This window comes from Streptomyces sp. MMCC 100, from assembly GCF_041538145.2.
GTDB lineage: Bacteria > Actinomycetota > Actinomycetes > Streptomycetales > Streptomycetaceae > Streptomyces.
On record NZ_JBGORK020000001.1, the window covers coordinates 7,005,845 to 7,022,731 of the forward strand.

Annotated in this window: 16 protein-coding genes; 6 read left to right on the plus strand and 10 right to left on the minus strand. The window is 73.6% G+C overall.

The window, feature by feature from the left end; genetic code table 11:
• The first annotated feature begins 72 nt into the window (after positions 1–72).
• Positions 73–1,038 (plus strand): glycosyltransferase family 2 protein, encoded by a 966-nt coding sequence (locus ABS735_RS32295; RefSeq protein ID WP_373901587.1) that lies wholly within the window; start codon positions 73–75, stop codon positions 1,036–1,038.
• 3 nt (positions 1,039–1,041) lie between these two features.
• Positions 1,042–2,397, plus strand: coding sequence for a polysialyltransferase family glycosyltransferase (locus ABS735_RS32300; protein ID WP_373901586.1), 1,356 nt, complete (start codon positions 1,042–1,044; stop codon positions 2,395–2,397).
• 72 nt (positions 2,398–2,469) lie between these two features.
• On the opposite strand, the gene ABS735_RS32305 is transcribed toward ABS735_RS32300, so the two are convergent.
• Positions 2,470–3,543, minus strand: coding sequence for an acyltransferase (locus tag ABS735_RS32305; RefSeq protein ID WP_373901585.1), 1,074 nt, complete (start codon positions 3,541–3,543; stop codon positions 2,470–2,472).
• A gap of 395 nt (positions 3,544–3,938) precedes the next feature.
• Between ABS735_RS32305 and ABS735_RS32310 the strand changes: the two genes are divergently transcribed.
• Positions 3,939–4,850: a class I SAM-dependent methyltransferase gene (locus tag ABS735_RS32310; protein ID WP_373901584.1), complete on the plus strand. Its 912-nt coding sequence runs from the start codon at positions 3,939–3,941 to the stop codon at positions 4,848–4,850.
• Positions 4,851–4,962: 112 nt separating this feature from the next.
• The gene (locus tag ABS735_RS32315; protein WP_373901583.1) at positions 4,963–5,982 is read left to right on the plus strand and encodes a class I SAM-dependent methyltransferase; all 1,020 of its coding nucleotides are present in this window, start codon (positions 4,963–4,965) and stop codon (positions 5,980–5,982) included.
• Here ABS735_RS32315 and ABS735_RS32320 read toward each other — a convergent pair.
• Positions 5,967–6,617: a TetR/AcrR family transcriptional regulator gene (locus ABS735_RS32320; protein WP_373901582.1), complete on the minus strand. Its 651-nt coding sequence runs from the start codon at positions 6,615–6,617 to the stop codon at positions 5,967–5,969. The genes ABS735_RS32315 and ABS735_RS32320 overlap by 16 nt on opposite strands.
• Before the next feature lie 81 nt (positions 6,618–6,698).
• Here ABS735_RS32320 and ABS735_RS32325 point away from each other — a divergent pair, with 81 nt between their 5' ends.
• A complete protein-coding gene (locus ABS735_RS32325) occupies positions 6,699–8,126 on the plus strand; it encodes an FAD-dependent oxidoreductase (protein ID WP_373901645.1) in 1,428 nt (475 codons plus the stop codon).
• Positions 8,127–8,200: 74 nt separating this feature from the next.
• Here the strand turns inward: ABS735_RS32325 and ABS735_RS32330 are convergent, their stop codons facing one another.
• The gene (locus ABS735_RS32330) at positions 8,201–9,781 is read right to left on the minus strand and encodes an acyl-CoA mutase large subunit family protein (protein ID WP_373901581.1); all 1,581 of its coding nucleotides are present in this window, start codon (positions 9,779–9,781) and stop codon (positions 8,201–8,203) included.
• A 251-nt stretch (positions 9,782–10,032) separates the two neighbouring features.
• Here ABS735_RS32330 and ABS735_RS32335 point away from each other — a divergent pair, with 251 nt between their 5' ends.
• Positions 10,033–10,878, plus strand: coding sequence for a L,D-transpeptidase family protein (locus ABS735_RS32335; protein WP_373901644.1), 846 nt, complete (start codon positions 10,033–10,035; stop codon positions 10,876–10,878).
• A gap of 225 nt (positions 10,879–11,103) precedes the next feature.
• On the opposite strand, the gene ABS735_RS32340 is transcribed toward ABS735_RS32335, so the two are convergent.
• The 7 genes from ABS735_RS32340 to ABS735_RS32370 all read right to left on the minus strand — a co-directional run bounded on the left by ABS735_RS32340 (position 11,104) and on the right by ABS735_RS32370 (position 16,852).
• Positions 11,104–12,366: a hypothetical protein gene (locus ABS735_RS32340; protein WP_373901580.1), complete on the minus strand. Its 1,263-nt coding sequence runs from the start codon at positions 12,364–12,366 to the stop codon at positions 11,104–11,106.
• A complete protein-coding gene (locus tag ABS735_RS32345; protein ID WP_373901579.1) occupies positions 12,366–13,028 on the minus strand; it encodes an RNA polymerase sigma factor in 663 nt (220 codons plus the stop codon). The genes ABS735_RS32340 and ABS735_RS32345 overlap by 1 nt, the downstream gene beginning before the upstream one ends.
• A 386-nt stretch (positions 13,029–13,414) precedes the next feature.
• Positions 13,415–14,257, minus strand: coding sequence for a hypothetical protein (locus tag ABS735_RS32350; protein ID WP_373901578.1), 843 nt, complete (start codon positions 14,255–14,257; stop codon positions 13,415–13,417).
• Positions 14,254–14,871: an RNA polymerase sigma factor gene (locus ABS735_RS32355; protein WP_373901577.1), complete on the minus strand. Its 618-nt coding sequence runs from the start codon at positions 14,869–14,871 to the stop codon at positions 14,254–14,256. The genes ABS735_RS32350 and ABS735_RS32355 overlap by 4 nt, the downstream gene beginning before the upstream one ends.
• Positions 14,872–14,996: 125 nt before the next feature.
• Positions 14,997–15,419, minus strand: coding sequence for a hypothetical protein (locus ABS735_RS32360; RefSeq protein ID WP_373901576.1), 423 nt, complete (start codon positions 15,417–15,419; stop codon positions 14,997–14,999).
• Positions 15,420–15,583: 164 nt separating this feature from the next.
• Positions 15,584–16,153: a hypothetical protein gene (locus ABS735_RS32365; protein WP_373901575.1), complete on the minus strand. Its 570-nt coding sequence runs from the start codon at positions 16,151–16,153 to the stop codon at positions 15,584–15,586.
• An 87-nt stretch (positions 16,154–16,240) separates the two neighbouring features.
• Positions 16,241–16,852, minus strand: a complete 612-nt coding sequence (locus tag ABS735_RS32370; protein WP_373901574.1) for a hypothetical protein — start codon at positions 16,850–16,852, stop codon at positions 16,241–16,243.
• Positions 16,853–16,887 lie beyond the last annotated feature (35 nt).

Below are 16,887 nucleotides of genomic sequence, written 5' to 3' on the forward strand. Positions count from 1 at the left end.
GCGCGTGGTTAGCCTGTTCCGATCTCCCCTTGTCTCCCTCATCTCTCCCATCATCGAACGTGAGAGGCCCGCGTGCCGAAACTGTCCGTCGTCGTTCCCATGCACAATGTGGAATCCTTCGCCGAGAGCACTCTGAGAAGTCTCGCCAACAACGCGGACCCGGACTTCGAATTCCTGCTCGTCGACGACTGCTCCACGGATTCCACGCCGTGGCAGATCGACCGCTGGGCGGAGGGGCGCACCGACACCCGGGTGATCCGGCACGAGACGAACCGGGGCATAGCCCAGGCACGCAACAGCGGCATCGACGCGGCCCAGGGCGACTTCGTCACCTTCCTCGACGGCGACGACTGGTACGGGCCGGGCTACCTCACCGAACTGGTGCGCTTCGTGGAGGAGTTGGGCTGCGACTTCGCCCGCACCGACCATGTGCAGGCCACCGGCACCGAGCGGGTGATCCGGCGGCCCCCGGCCCCGGCGCGCAACGTCGTGATGGACCCGCGCGACGGCATCGCGCCGCCGCACATGGAGACGATGGTCGACTACCCCTTCGTCTGGGCGGGGATCTACCGGCGGCACCTCTTCGACGACGGCGGCATGCGCTTCGCGACCGAACTGCGCACCGCCGAGGACCGGTTGTGGATCTGGCGTCTGCACCTGAAGGCCGCCACGTACGCGTCGGTGGGGCTGCACGGGGTGTTCTACCGGCGGGGCGTCGCCACCTCGCTCACCCAGGTAAAGGACTCCCGGCAGCTGGACTTCATACCGGCCTACGACATGCTCCTGAAGGAGCTGCTGGAGGACCGGGAAGCGGAGCGTTTCCTCCCCAAGGCCGTACGGACCTACTGCGCCATGATCGCCTTCCACCTCGGCAAGGTGGACGAGTACGAGTCGTCGGCGGCCCAGCGGCTTCGGCGGGAGGCGCGGGACGCGCTGCACCGCATGCCCCAGCACGTGCTGGAGGAGACCCTCCGGACCATCGACAGGACTCGCAGCAGGCTGCTCGGCCGCCTGCGTGACGGGCGGAAGGCTGCCTGATCCATGCCCCACAAGACCCAGATCTTCCAGGTCTCCACCCTCTACGGCGCGGCCACCCTCGCCGCGGCGCTCGACGCGGGCCTGTTCGGGCCGCGCGAGGAGGCCCGGCGCGTCCTGCTGGTGTCCAACAACGCGGCGATACCCGAGACCGCCCTGCGCCTGGACGAGATGCACGGCTACGGGCGAATATCCGGCCGGTTCGACTCCGTGGTCAGCTGGAACGAGGCCATCCGTCCGCACCACCCCAGCGCCTGGGGCCCGCGGGGCAACGACGTGTCCCTGTGGCAGAAGGCGTTCCGGCTTGCCTGGGGCATCGGCGAGCGGGACCTGATCGAGCTGGCCGTCGAGTCGATCCAGGTCAACCCGGCCCGCGCGCTGGCGGCGATCTTCTCCGAGGCCGGCCTGCACGTGTACGCCGACGGCCTGATGAGCTACGGCCCGACCCGCGAGAAGCTGCCGCTGACCCTCGCGCGCCGCATCCGCCGCCTGCTCCACCTCGATCTGATCCCGGGCCTGAGGCCGATGCTGCTCTCGGAGTACGGCGTCGAGCCCGAGGTCGTGCCCGACGCGGCGTTCCGCGCGGTGCTCGACGAGATCTCACGGGAAGCGGCCGACGGCCCCGAACTCGCGCCCGTCATACGGGAGAAGCCGACCGCCGTGCTGCTCGGCCAGTACCTGGCGGCGATCAACATCCTCACCGCGCGGGAGGAGGAGGACCTCCACGTCCGCATGCTGACCGGGGCCGCGCGGGCCGGGCACCGCTCCGTGGTCTTCAAGCCCCACCCGACGGCACCCGCCGGCTACACGGCGGCCCTGAGCAAGGCGGCGGCGGACACGGGCGTGCGGCTCACCGTGCTGGACGCGCCCCTGCTCGCCGAGACCCTGTACGACCACTGCGCCCCCGAACTCGTCGTCGGCTGCTTCTCGACGGCGATGGTGACCGCCTCCGCCTACTACGAGGTGCCGGTCGCCCGGGTCGGGACGGCGCTGGTGATGGAGCGGCTCAAGCCGTACCCGAACAGCAACCGGGTCCCGCTGGCCGTCGTCGACCACCTGGTGCCCGACCTGGAGGCCGGCCAGGACCCGGCGCTCGTCGGCGCGGCGCCCGAGTCCCTGTCGCCGCTGGTCCGGGCGATCGGCTTCTGCATGCAGCCCAAGACGTACGCGGAGCTGCGCAGGCCGACGGAGGAGTGGCTGCACGGCCATCTCTCCGGCACCCCCGGCTACTACTTCCCCGAGCTGCGGCTGACCGAGCTGGGCCTGCCCGGCAGCCGTCCGCAGCTGCGCGCGAAGCTCCAGGTGCGGCGGGCCAGGCGCGTGGTGCGCAGGGCCGTGCGGCGCGGCACCGGGCGGAAGTGAGCGCGCCGGACCACCGACGCCGGAGCCCCCGCCCACCCGGGCGGGGGCTCCGGCGTCTTCGCGCCGTCCGGCTCAGCCCAGCCAGCGGCCCAGCCGCAGCCGCGTCCACAGCAGGGCGGCGGCGAACGACAGCACGACCGTGACGGCCGTCAGACCGGCGAGCCCGCCCACGGCGCCCGCCCACCCGGCGTCCGCCGACACCAGCCGCGGGGCGAGAGCCTCCAGGAACAGCAGGTGGGCCAGGTATGCGCCGAAGGAGGCCCCGGCGAGCCTGCCGAGGAGCGGCCGGAACCGCTCGGGCACCCTGATCCGGTCGAGCGCCATGAGCAGGGTTCCGGCGAGCAGCGCCACCACCACGGAGGCGTACGGGCTCGGGAAGTGCACCCGGTGCTCGTAGACGGCGACCGCGGCCCACGCGCACAGCCCGCCGGCCAGCCACAGCAGGCGTCGGCCCCGGCCCGCGACCGCGGACCCGGGCAGCGAGAGCAGGACGGCCCCGGCGACGGCGTACGCGATCTGGTAGACGCCGAACTGCCAGGCGAAGGGGGGCACGCGTACGTCGAGGAGGCGCCCGAGGTCGCCCAGGAGGGTCGGGGCGAGCGCCAGGCCGAGCAGCGCGGCGCCCGCGCCCCAGGGCCGCTTGCCGTTCCTTACCAGCACGGCCACCGACAGCAGCAGGATCACCGGGACGTAGGCGTACAGGTACCAGAGGTGGAAGGCGGGCCGCACGGAGGCGAACACCGCGTCCCGGGCGAGCTGCCCGGTGGGTTCGGTGTTGGCGTCCCGGGCCCAGTCCCACAGCAGGTAGACGGCGGTCCACACGGCCAGCGGCACGACGATGCGGGTCAGCCGTGTGCGGACCTGCCGGCCGTCGCGGGGCGGGGCCCCGCTGAGGACGACCCAGCCGGCGATCGCGAAGAACAGCGGCACGGCGCAGCGGCTCAGCGCGTCCCCGGTGAGCGCGGTCCAGTAGACGGGCCCGCCCTGCGCGGGGTCGCGGTCGACGGCCTTCATCAGTTCGCCCGCGGCATGGCAGACGATGACGCCGACCGAGGCCAGGACCCGAACGAGGTCGATGTCGTACCGGTGCTCCGCGCGGGGACGCGTCGTCTCCGCCTCCGCGACGGCGGGAGCGGAGGGGCGCACGGACTCGGTGGCGGTCAGGGGCTCGGCGGCGATGGGTGGTCACTCCCGGATTGGACGCGCGGGCCCGGCGGTGTGGGCCGGGCCGGGGATCGACATGCCGCGTCGCGCGCGCCCGCAGCCGGCGGCGCCGCGCGGCGCACATCGGTGCAGGCTATGAGAGGGCCGTGAGCGCCGGAAAGCGCCGCCGGATGAACATCGGCGACATGTGCGTGGCCCCCCGGTGAACACCGGGAGCCTCCATCGTCCGGTCACCCGGCGTTCCGCAGAAGTTCTCCCCGTGGTCCGTCGGACAGCTCCGACTCCGGTGCGGGATCTCCCTAGTCTGGCCCCACCCACCCCACTGGCGTTCCACGCACCCCACGTTCACTTCCGTGACGGATAGAGGTCGTTGACCCATGAACAGCCGTACCCTGCTCCGCAGTTCTGCCGGCCGGCGCCTGCTGCGTCCCGTCGCCGAGCTCGTCGATCAGCGCATCGAGCGACGGATCCGCGCGGCCGAGGCCCGCAGACCCCCGGTGCCCGACGCCGAGGTGACCGAGAAGCAGCAGCTCACCTTCGAGCTGCTGGTCGGCCCGTCCGGGCGCGGCATCTCCCGGATGGTGGCCAAGGGGTCCCTGGAACGCCTGCACCGCGAGGTGGCGGCCCTGGCCGGGGACCGCGGTGCGGCGGAGCGCAACGTGGCCGCCGCCTACCGTCTCCTGATCGCGCTGGAGTCCCTGGGCGTGGGCCGGGTCGCGGGCGGCACCATGAACATCTGCGGAAAGCTCGCCGCGATCCCGTTGCTCGGCCCGCCGAACGACGAGGTCCTGGAGATCGGCACGCTGTACGGCATGTTCTCCACCGGTCTCGTGCGGATGCTGGAGCGCGACGGCCGCAGTCCGGCCCTGACCATCGTGGACCCGTTCGCCGGCGTCCAGCTGCAGCCCGGCACCACTGTGCGCCCCGACCCGACCGGCACGCCCGTGGACGAGCACGCGGTGCGCACCAACCTCGCCCTGGCCGGTCCGGCCGGTGCGGCGGCCCGCATCCGGCAGGGGTTCTCCGAGGACCCCGCGACCCGTGCGGCCGTGTCCGACCGCTCGTACGGCGTGATCGTCGTCGACGGCGACCACTCGGCGAAGGGGGTGCGCCAGGACCTCCAGTGGGCCGAGGAGATCGCCGCGCCCGGCGCGATCGTCGTCCTGGACGACTTCGGGGACCCGAACTGGCCGGGCATCGAGGAGGCCCTCGACGAGCACCTGAAGGACGACACCCGCTTCACCTACCTCGGCAAGGCCGCCCACTCCGCCTTCCTGCGGGCGGCCTGAGCGGGCGGCGTAGGGTGCCGGCCCGGACACGTTGGGCGATACGTGCGATTTTCTGACCGTCGGATCGCGCGTGCCTCCTTCATTTCCGCCGCCGAGGGGGCATCCTCCCCTCATGGCCACTGCGCAAGAGACGCACGAGTACCCCGGTGAGCTGAACGACGTCCCCGGCTGGTTCTGGCCGCTCGACCAGGTGCTGTTCTCCTGGTTCCTGGAGCGGCAGGAGCGGCTGGACACCCGCGGCGACCTGCTCGAACTGGGCGCCTACCTGGGCAAGAGCGCGATCCTGCTCGGGCACCGGCTGCGGGACGGCGAGACGCTCACCGTCTGCGACCTGTTCGGCGCCGAGCCGCCGGACGCGGCCAACCGGGCGGAGGCGGCGAAGTCGTACTCCTCGCTCACCCGCCAGGCCTTCGAACGCAACTACCTCTCCTTCCACGACACCCTGCCGACGATCATCCAGGCGCCCAGTTCCGCGATCGTCGACGAGGTCGCGCCGGGCACCTGCCGCTTCGTGCACATCGACGCCTCGCACCTGTACGAGCACGTCGAGGGCGACATCCGCGCCGCCAAGGAGCTGCTGGGGCCCGACGGCATCGTCGTCCTGGACGACTTCCGCAGCGAGCACACCCCGGGCGTCGCCGTCGCGGCCTGGGAGGCGGTGCTCAACCGGGGGCTGCGCCCGGTCTGCCTGAGCAGCCAGAAGCTGTACGGCACCTGGGGCGACCCGGAGCCGGTGCAGGAGGAGCTGCTGGCAGCGCTGCGCGGGCGCGACGACATCGCCGTGACCGTGGAGCGGGCCGCCGGGCACCGGCTGGTGCGGACCCGCGCCAGGGGCAAGCGGCTGCGGCCGCCCTCGCTGCCGTCCTCGCGGCACCCGGCGCCCGCTCCTGCGTCCGCCCCGGTGCCGGGCGCGGGCCGGCCGGACGCCGCGCCGGTGCCCGGGCAGACCGCGCAGGCCCGTCCGGCGGCCCGCGCGGTCCGTGCGGCTCGCGCGTCGGCCCCGCGGGACCGCACCCGGCGGCTCGCCCTGGACCTGCTGCCGCCTCTCGTCACGCGCACGGTGCGCCGGTACCGGGCGGCGCAGCGCGCGAAGGCGGGCGGGGCGTCGGGGGCGGCTCAGTCGGGGCGGTAGGTCGCCGCGATCCCCTCGATCACCAGGGCCAGCGACTCCTCGTAGTGCCGGTCGTAGTCCGTGAAGATCTCCGCGCCCGCCGCGGCCGTCAGAGGGTAGTCGGCCAGCAGGCGGGCGCGTTCGTCCACGTCGAAGCCCTCCCGGCGCTCGCCGGGCAAGGGCTCGACGCCCTGTTCCTCGGTGACGAAGCCGAGCGTGAACATGTACGTCGTCGTGCTCGCCCGGACCGCCTGCGCGAGGGTGAATCCGGCGGCGGTGAACAGCCGCAGGGTCCCCTCCATCTGCTCGGCGTGCACCGCGCCGGTGAAGCGTGAGCCGCTGAACACCTTGGCGCCGTCGCGGTAGGCGAGCAGGGACGCGCGCAGGCCGCGGTTGGCCTTGAGCAGCCGCTCCCGCCAGGTGTCGGCCGGGTCGAGGGGGGTGCCGGCGACCGTCCGCCGGTACATCTCGGTGGCCATCTCGTCGAGCAGGGCCTGCTTGTCCTTGAAGTGCCAGTAGAGGGCGGGCGCCTTGACGTCCAGCTCCCTGGCGATGGTGCGCAGGGTCAGGCCGTCCAGGCCGACCTCGTTCAGCAGCTTCAGCGCCGTGTCCGCGACCCGTCGGCGGTCGAGGGGGGCGCGTCGTTCCGTACTCACGCTTGACACCTTAACGGCGTTAGGTCCATCCTCGGACGCACACAGGACTTAACATCGTTAAGGAGAGTTGTCGTGAATGTCATGGATACGCACGTCGTGGACACGGATGTACTGATCGTCGGCGCCGGTCCCACCGGACTCACCCTCGGTGTCGACCTGGCCCGGCGCGGGGTGGACGCGCTGGTCCTGGAGGGCGCCGGGGAGCTGTTCCCGGGCTCGCGGGGCAAGGGCTTCCAGCCCCGCACGATGGAGGTCTTCGACGACCTCGGCGTCATCGACGCCATCCACGCGGCGGGCGGCACCTACCCGACCGGCATGATCTGGCAGAACGGCGAGCGGGTCGGCGAGCACCACATGTTCGACCCGGCCGAGCCGAGCGAGGACTCCCCGTACAACAGGGCGTGGATGGTGCCGCAGTGGCGTACGCAGGAGATCCTGGCGGCGCGGCTCGCGGAACTGGGCAGCAAGGTCGCCTTCCACCACGAGGTCGTCGGTGTCACGCAGGACGACGAGAGCGTCACCGCGCTCCTCTCCTCCGGCGGGACGGTGCGCGCCCGCTACCTGGTCGCGGCGGACGGCGGCCGGTCGGCGGTGCGCCGCGCGCTGGGCATCGGCATGACCGGCGAGACGGTCGACCCGAGCCCGACGCTGGTGGCGGACGTCCGGATCCGCGGCCTGGACCGCGACAACTGGCACGTCTTCCCGCCGCGCGACGGCGCCGGCCTCCTCGCCGTCTGTCCGCTGGCCGGCACCGAGGACTTCCAGGTGATGGCGCGGTTCCCGGAGGGCGCGGACGTGGACACCTCCCCGGACGGCGTCCGCAAGGTCGTCGCGGAGCGCTCGCACATCGCCGCCGAGGACGTGACCGAGGTGCGCTGGGTGTCCGACTTCCGGCCCCGGGCGGCCCTGGCCGACCGTTTCCGCTCGGGCCGGGTCTTCATCGCCGGCGACGCGGCGCACGTGCACTCACCCGCGGGCGGCCAGGGCCTGAACACCAGTGTCCAGGACGCCTACAACCTGGGCTGGAAGCTGGGCGCGGTGCTGACCGGCAGTGCCCCGGCCGCGCTCCTGGGCAGCTACGAGGAGGAACGACGCCCGATCGCCGCGCAGATGCTCGACCTGTCGACCGCCGTCCACCGCGGCGAGGTGCGGCGCGGCGGGGCGACCCGGCAGCTGGGGATCGGGTACCGGGACTCGTCGCTGACGGTGGAGGCGCGGGACGCTGTCGGCGAGGAGGCGGTACGGGCCGGCGACCGCGCGCCCGACGGGACGGTGGACGGCATACGGCTCTTCGACGCCTTCCGGGGGCCGCACTGGACGCTGCTGGCGCTGGGCACCGACGCGCCCGGCGGTGGCGTGGGCCCGGCAGTACGGGTGGTGCGCGGGGGCCCGCACGGGGCGTACGGGACGGGGCTGTTCCTCGTACGGCCGGACGGGTACGTGGGGTGGGCCGGAGACACGCCGGAGGGCCTCGACGCCTACCTGGGCCGGTTCGGGCTGGGCGCCTGAATCCCGAACCGGGTCCCGTCCAGCTCGGTCGTCGCCGTCGAGGAGGGTGTCGACGGCGGCCGGTTCAGCAGCCGTCAGAACGCGTCCGACGGCACATACGTCCCCCACACCTCCCGCAGCGCGTTGCACACCTCGCCGACCGTCGCGCGGGCGCGCAACGCGTCCTTCATCGGGTACAGGACGTTGTCCTCGCCCTCGGCCGCCTTCTTCAGGGCCGCCAGTGCCGAGTCCACCGCCGCCTGGTCACGCTCCGCGCGGAGCCTGGCCAGGCGGTCGGCCTGCTGGGCCTCGATGGCCGGGTCGACGCGCAGCGGCTCGTAGGGCTCCTCCTCGTCGAGCTGGAAGCGGTTGACGCCGACCACGACCCGCCCGCCGGAGTCGGTCTCCTGGGCGATGCGGTAGGCGGAGCGCTCGATCTCGTTCTTCTGGAAGCCGTGCTCGATGGCGTTGACGGCACCGCCGAGGTCCTCGACCTTGCCCATCAGCTCCAGGGCCGCCGCCTCGACGTCGTCGGTCATCTTCTCGACGACGTAGGAGCCGGCGAACGGGTCGACGGTCGCCGTCACGTCCGTCTCGTAGGCGAGGACCTGCTGGGTGCGCAGGGCGAGGCGCGCGGACTTGTCGGTCGGCAGCGCGATGGCCTCGTCGAAGGAGTTGGTGTGCAGCGACTGCGTGCCGCCGAGGACCGCGCCCAGACCCTGCACGGCGACGCGGACCAGGTTCACCTCGGGCTGCTGGGCGGTCAGCTGCACGCCCGCCGTCTGGGTGTGGAAGCGCAGCATCAGCGACTTGGGGTTCTGCGCGCCGAACTCCTCCCTCATCACCCGGGCCCAGATCCGGCGGGCCGCGCGGAACTTGGCGACCTCCTCCAGGATCGTCGTACGGGCCACGAAGAAGAAGGAGAGGCGGGGCGCGAAGTCGTCCACGTCCATGCCGGCCGCGACCGCGGTGCGCACGTACTCGATGCCGTCCGCGAGGGTGAACGCGATCTCCTGCGCGGGGGACGCGCCGGCCTCGGCCATGTGGTAGCCGGAGATCGAGATGGTGTTCCACTTCGGGATCTCGGCCCTGCAGTACTTGAAGATGTCCGCGATCAGGCGCAGCGAGGGCTTGGGCGGGAAGATGTACGTCCCGCGCGCGATGTACTCCTTCAGCACGTCGTTCTGGATCGTGCCGGTGAGCCGGTCGGCGCTCACGCCCTGCTCCTCGGCGACGAGTTGGTAGAGCAGGAGCAGCAGGGAGGCCGGGGCGTTGATCGTCATCGACGTGGAGACCTTGTCCAGCGGGATCCCGCCGAACAGCACGCGCATGTCGTCGATGGAGTCGATGGCGACGCCGACCTTGCCGACCTCGCCGCTCGCGATCGGGGCGTCGGAGTCGTGGCCCATCTGGGTGGGCAGGTCGAAGGCGACCGACAGGCCCATGGTGCCGTTGGCGATGAGCTGCTTGTAGCGGGCGTTGGACTCGGTCGCCGTGCCGAAACCGGCGTACTGGCGCATCGTCCACGGCCGGCCCGTGTACATCGACGGGTAGACACCCCGGGTGAAGGGGTACTTCCCGGGCTCGCCCAGCTTCTCGGCCGCGTCCCAGTCCGCCAGGGCGTCGGGCCCGTAGACCGGTTCGATGGGCAGCCCGGACTCGGACTCGCGCGTCATGGTGTGATGCCTCCCGCTGAGCACATGTTCGACTTGCTCGAACTACCCGTCATTTACCCGCCAGTACAGACCGATCCTTCGACGGACTGTATCCGCGCGCGTGCACCCGGTGGAGAGGCGCACGCTGGGACCTTCCTCACAACCCCGATGCGGTCCCGGTCACAACGATGCCGCGGCGTTCGCGGCGCGTCATCCGCGGGAACGACTCAGGGGGACGTCGGTGCGGGTCCGTGAGACGACGGGGGGCCGTGATGCGTATGGCGGGCATGGGGAACACGGGACGGGCGATCGCCGTCGCCCTGGGGGCCGTACTGGCGGCGGGCGGCTGCACCGTGCAGGGCACCGGGCCGGACGGCAAGGGGCACGCGCCGGTGCGCATAGACGTCATCACCGGGGCCCCGCCGAAGAGCACGCCGCCCGGGCACCGGCGGTCGTCGAGCGCGCCGCCCGGCGGTACGAAGGCGGCCAGGGTGCTGTGGAAGCGGGGCGACAGCGGCCGGGACGTCCGTGAGCTGCAGGCCCGGCTGCGACAGGTCGAGTGGCTCGTGGACGGGCCGACCGGGACGTACGACGACCTGACCGAGCGCGCCGTCAGCGGCTTCCAGGGCAAGCGCGGGCTGCCCAGGACCGGCCGGACGGACACCGTCACCTGGCAGCGGCTGCTCGGGATGTCGCACGAGCCGGGCAAGTGGGAGCTGTACCTGATGGGCGGGCAGCCCGCCGCCGCATCCGACCCGCGCTGCACCACCGGCCGGGTGCTGTGCGTCAGCAAGTCCAGCCGGACGCTGCGCTGGATGATCGACGGGCGGACCGTGTCGACGATGTCCGTGCGCTTCGGCTCGCAGCACACACCGACCCGGGAGGGCGTCTTCCAGGTCTACTGGAAGTCCCGCCACCACTGGTCGACGCTCTACGACTCGGCCATGCCGTACGCCATGTTCTTCAGCGGCGGCCAGGCCGTGCACTACTCCTACGACTTCGCGGCCCGCGGTTACGCGGGTGCCTCGCACGGCTGCGTCAACGTGCGGGACGAGGCGGCGATCGCGGATCTGTACGCGCAGGTGAGGAACGGCGACAAGGTCGTCGTGTACCGGTGAGGCGGCGGGGCGGCGGGGCGGAACACCGCCGTGCGGCGAATGGGGCGCGGGCGGGACCGGGGGAACGTGTCCCGCCCGCGCCGAGGTGCACGAGCCGCAGGTACGGGGGGAACCCCGGCTCGGTGCGAAAGCCGATGACCAGTCGGCTCACTCATTACTGCGTCACGGCGGCCGAAAGTGTCACACCCTCGGCGAGGGAATCTTCGCCGTCCACGAAAGGGCAGGTCAGGCGGCATTCGCGGGGTTCGTGGCGTGGGGCGTGTAGGCGGGCGACCGGGGCTCGTGGGCCGACGGGGCGTGCGGGCCGTGGGGGCGGTGCGGGCCGTGGGGGCGGTGGGGGCCGTGGGCGGGCGGGGTTATGTCGGCGTCGTCGTCATCGCCGTTGCCGCCGTCGTCACCGTCGTCGTCCTGGTTTCCGGTGCCGCCCCGGCCGTCGTCGTCCTTCTCTCCACCCTTGCTCTTGTCCCCTTTACCGTCCTTGTCGCCTTTGCTTCCTTTGTCGTTCTTGCTGTTCTTGCTGTTCTTGCTGCCTTTGCCGCCCTGGTCGCCCTGGCCGTCGCCGTCGCCGGTGTCCTTGCGCAGTTCGCCCTCGTGAGCCGACTCTCCCGAGTCGCCGCGCCCCGCGCCGTCCCGGCCGCCGGTGCCGGTGCCGGTGCCGGTGCCGGTGCCGGTGCCGGTACCGGTGCCGGTGCCGGTGCCGGTGCCGGTGAGGAGGTTGCCGCAGTACTTCCCGACCCGGGACGCTCCCCCGGCCGCCTCCTTCAGCGCGCGCCGGTGGGCGGCGTCGAGCTGCTTGCCGGCGCGCACCTTGCGGCAGGACGCGGCGAGGTTCGACCGCCGTCCGTCGGAGCCGCCCGTGTCCCGGTCGTCGGTGTCGCGGTCTGCGGGCTTGCCGCCGCCTCGGGCGGTGTCCCCGCCGGGCGCGCCCGGGGCGGTGCCGGGATCCGCCCCGCCCCGCACGCCGTCCAGCGGCGAGGGCGATGCGAGCGGACGGTCCGGGGAGGCGGCGGCCGACACGGTGACGGCGGGTTCCGGTTCGGTGCGGTCGAACGGCGTCGGCAGCACTCCGGTTCCGGCCGCCACCGCCACGCCGCCCACCATGCCGACGGTCAGCGCGGCGGCCAGCCCGAGGCGCAGGGGGCGGCTCCAGTGCACCCGCCGGGTGCCGTCGCCGCGCGGGCCGATGCGGACGAGACCGGCGTCGGACGACCCGGGTGCGGTGCCGTGCCCGAGGGGGGCCGGCGCACCCGCCGACGCGTCGGCCCGCTCGGCGCGCACCTTGCGGAAGGCGGCCAACGCGGCGGCCTCGCCGGGGAGTTCCTCGCCGGTCGGCGCCGGTGGGGCGGACAGCACGCCGAGGGCCGCGACGAGTCGTCCGGCCCGGTCGCGGGTCGCGGGGTCGGTACTCTCCAGACCCTCCAGTGGCTCTCCGCGCAGCAGGAGCTCCGCCGTTTCGCGGTCCAGCCACTTGTCCTGCTCGTCGGCCATCACATGTCCTTCTGCGTCCGCGCACGCGTATGCGTCACACTCGCGGACGTCACCGCACGACCGCGCGGTTCTCGCTGCGGCGGCAGGGCGTCGAGCCCACCGCCCGATTCCGGATCGCCGCCGAGCAGCTCGGCCAGGCGCTTCAGGCCACGGTGCGCCGCCGTGCGGACGGCACCGGGCCGCTTGCCCAGCGCCTCGGCGGCGCTCTTGGCGTCGAGGCCCATCACCACGCGCAGGACGACCGCCTCGGCCTGGTCCTGGGGCAACCGGGCGATGAGGGAAAGGGTGCTGCCGGTGGCCAGTGCCTCCATGGCCTCACCCGCGGTGTCGGACTCCGCGGGCTTGCCGGTCAGCTCCGTCTCGTCGCCGCCGATCACCGGCCGGCGGCCGCGCATGCGGATGTGGTCGAGCGCGCGGTTGCGGGCGATGCGGGCGGCCCAGCCGCGGAACCGGTCGGCGTCGCCGTCGAACCGTTCCAGGTCACGGGCTATCTGCAGCCAGGCCTCGGACGCCACGTCCTCGGCGTCGTGATCGCCGACGAGCGTGCGTACGTACCCCAGCATGCGCGGATGCACGGCGCGGTACACAGTCCGGAACGCGGTCTCGTCCCCGTCCTGTGCCGCACGCACCGCGGCGGTCAGCTCCGCGTCGTCCCCCAGCACCGAGAAGGCCTTTCTGCGCCTAAACCGGCGCCGCTCTCGCGGACGTGGTCCTCGCCGTCGTGGTTTCTCAATCGATGGTTGCGGTGGTCTCCCGCCACCCCGTCGCGGGAGGGAGCCCCCGCAGCATCGGCGCGAATGGCACGTTACGTCTTGAAACCGCCACTCGTCCATGTCCCCATCGCATTGCCGTACAAGATGCAACTAACCCGTGACGCGGTGAGGTGTGACAGAAAACGCAGGCGCGGCGCTGAAGGGAGTACGGGCCGCGCGGCCCGTGCCGCGCGACGGCCGGGGCCTCTCCTGTGGGGGGTGGCGGCCCCGGCCGTTGCCTTGGCCGCCACGGTCGTCCCTGGCGGTCGTTCCTGGCAGTCGTCCCTGACAGGGGGCTACTGGTCCCGGCCGGGGGCCTGTCCCGCGGCGTTACCGCTGCCGCCGGTCCCCCGCTTGGCGCCGCCTTCGCCGTTGTTCTCGTTTTCGCCCTTGTTCTCGTTTTCGCCGTTGTTGCCGTCGGCGCTCGACGGTCCCGGTCCGGTCGGCCGGGCTTGCTGCTCGGCGCAGTAGGCCTCGACCAGTTCCGCGCCGCCCGCCGCCGTGACCAGCCACTGCCAGGCCGTGGCCTCCAGTGCCTTGCCGCGGCCCGCCACTCGCTCGTAGGCGCGGCAATGGGCCTCGGTGTCCCGGGCGGCGGGCGGACGGTCCGGCGGCGCGGAGGCACCGGAGGCCGTGCTGGCGGGGCCCCGAGTGGCGGCGGTACCCGGCGTGGTGGCGGGCGGGGTGGCGACCGGCCGGACCGGGGCGTCGTCGGTGGCGGCGGGCGGGCGCGTCCGGTCCGGGCCGCCGTCGTCCGCGCCGGAGCCGCCTCCGCCCATGGCCGCGTAGGCGACACCGCCCAGGGTGAGGCTCGCCAGCAGGACACAGAGGGCGGTCTTCAGCGAGCGCCCCGGGTGTCTCCCGGCCCGTGGCCGCCAGTCGTCCCGACGCCGAGTGCGCGCGGCCCGGCCCGGTTCCGCGTCCCGTGCGGCCCGGAAGGCGGCCACGGCCCGCCGCTCGCCCTCGGCGTCGGCACCCTCCCCGCGCAGCGCCGCGGCGAGCAGCGCCTCCGTGCCGGGGGCGCTGCCGGGTGCGGGCCGGGGACCGGTGTCGCGGCCGTCGCCCTCCCCGTGCCGTGCACCCATACCCGCCTCCGCTCCCGCTCGGTCCGCCGGGCCGCCGTCCTGGGCGCCCCTCATGTCGACTCCCCCAGCGTCCTGGGACCGTCATCCGTCACACCGTCGGCGCCCAGCCGCCGTGCCAGCCGCTTCAGCCCCCGGTACGTCGCTGTGCGCACCGCGCCCGGCCGCTTGCCGAGGACGCGGGCGGCGGACGGCCCGTCGAGACCGACGACGACCCGCAGCAGGACGGCCTCGGCCTGGTCCCGCGGCAGCCCCGCGACGAGTTTCAGCGCGGTCTGCGTGGAGAGCGCCTCCAGGGCCTGGTCGTGCGTGGAGTGCGGGCCGGGCAGGTCCAGGACGTCCTGCTCCAGCGCCGTGGGCCGGGGCCGCACCTTCTGGCGGCGCAGGTGGTCCAGGGCCCGGTGCCGGGCGATCGTCGCCGTCCAGCCCCGGAAACCGGCCCCGTCCCCCCGGAAGCGCCGCAGGTCACGGGCTATCTCCAGCCACGCGTCCGCCGCGACGTCCTCGGCGTCGTCCCCGACCAGCCCGCGCAGGTAGCCCAACAGGCCGGGCTGCACGAACCGGTAGGCGACCGCGAAGGCGGCCTCGTCACCTTCCTGGGCCCGCGCGACAGCCGCGCCCAGTTCCCCGTCGTGCGCCTGTACGCGGCGGGGTTCCCCTCGCTGGCCCAAGAACCGTCCTCGTCCGTACCGAGTCCTCCGCGCGCTCGGGTGAGCCCGCCCCCAAGGTCATCAGCGTCGGCGCGCACAGAAGTGTCACAGGGAACGCCGGACCCCGCCGTGGACCCGGCCGGGCGTCACGGGCCCGCCGTCGCGTCCCGGCACAGCAGGCGGAGCGATCCGTCTCCGGCGAAGCAGCGGCGGGCCTCGTCCATCGGGTCCCACAGACGGCCGTCCGGGGTGCGGACCCAGTGGTCCCCGCCGGTCGTCCACCACTCGCCACCCGTCTGACGGACGATCACCTCTCCCGCGTACGCGCCCAGTCCGCGCAGCGCCGTCTCCACGGCGGCGTACGGCGCCTCCTCACGCCGGATGCCGTCGATCACCCGGTCGACGCGCCACAGGCTCTGCGCCGAATAGTCCAGGCGCAGCCGGGCGCCCTCGCGCATCGTGGCCACCGCGTCCGCCGCCCACCGCACCGGCTTCGCGGCGGCCGCGGGGCGGGTCTGCTGCGGGCTCGTCGATCCGCTCGTCAATCCGCTCGTCAATCCGCTGGTCACAGTCGTCACATGGGCTAAAGCGCCGTGGGACGGAGTTGCGTCACACGCGGGGGCCGGTCGTTCCGCAACCGGCGCAGGACCGCCCCACCTCCCCCACGTCCGCCGCACCGCCACCGCGCGTTCCCCGCACCACGGTCACAGGGGACCGGCGGTGGGCCCGGCGTTCAGCCCCGTCCCCGTGCCCGGCGGGAGACCACCGCGCGCAGCACCCGGCGCCCGTCCGTGGAGATCTCCAGGGCCGGACGCAGCCCGGCCGCGCCGCGCTCGGCGAGCAGTTCCAGTACGCCGGTCTGGCGGCGCAGTTCGGCGGCGACGAGCGGTGGCAGTCCCTCCGTACCGCCGGCGCGGGGGACGTCGGCCTCCGGGGTGGCGTCCGCCGCGGGGTCGAGGAGCCGGTGGATCCGGAGCGAGGCGACGGAACAGGCGTCGGCCCACGTCCGCATCGCCGGGCCGGAGCACTCGGCCGGCGCGGCCTCGAGCATGCGGCGGGCCAGGACCACTGCCTCGTCCTCGCCGGTGGCGTCGGGGCCGGCGAGCTTGTCCCGCACCTGCGCCAGGCACTCGGCCCAGTCGCGCCCGGCCTCGTCGCCGGTGTCGTCGGCCAGGGTCGCCCACAGGGGTCTGAGGGCCTCGTCGTCGCCGTCCAGCAGAGGGACACAGCGATCCAAACAAGCCAGCCCGCTCGCGGCGAGTCCGCGTGCGTCGGCCCGCGCGATCAGTTCCACCAGGCTCATCGGGTGCCTCCCTGTTCCTGCCGCTTCGCCCCGCCCACCACCACGGAGCCCGCACTGACCCTTACTGCGTGCGACGGGCCGGGAGTGTCACAGCGGCACGACGCCCAGCCGGTCGAGGAACCGGAAGAACAGGTTTTCGGCCACCGGACCGGAGGCAGCGGCGGACACCCCGCCCGAGTCCCCACCCGAGTCCCCGTCCGCATCCGGAGCCGCATCCGCATCCGCATCCGCAACCGGAGCCGCAACCGGAGCCGCGCCCGGATCGTCCGACAGCACCTCGGTCAGTTCCCCGGCGCTCGCGGCGCACCCCGCCTCCGCGGCCCAGGCGACGGCGCGCTCGGCGGCGTCGCGGGGATCCAGGAAGTAGTCCTCCAGGGTGAGCCCGTCCCGCTCGGCGCCCAGGTACCCCGCCATGGCCGTCCGCGCCAGGCAGGTCGTCCACGCCCCGCTGTCGGGCGCCGCCGCCTCCACGACCACGCAGTCGCTGTCCATCACGTACCCGAACAGCGCGGGCGCGCCGGTCTGCGCGGCCAGGTCGTTCATGTTCCCGACGTCTCCGTCGCCGCCCGGGAACTCCCACACCTGCCATCCGTCCGGCGCGGACTGGCGCAGGGTCATGTCCGCGGCGCCGGCCAGCGCCTCCAGCTCCGCGAGCGGCCGCTCGGCGCGGCCGACGACGAAGTACCCCCAGTAGCCCATGTCCCGGTCCCCCCGGCGTGTCGGTTCGGCTCGGT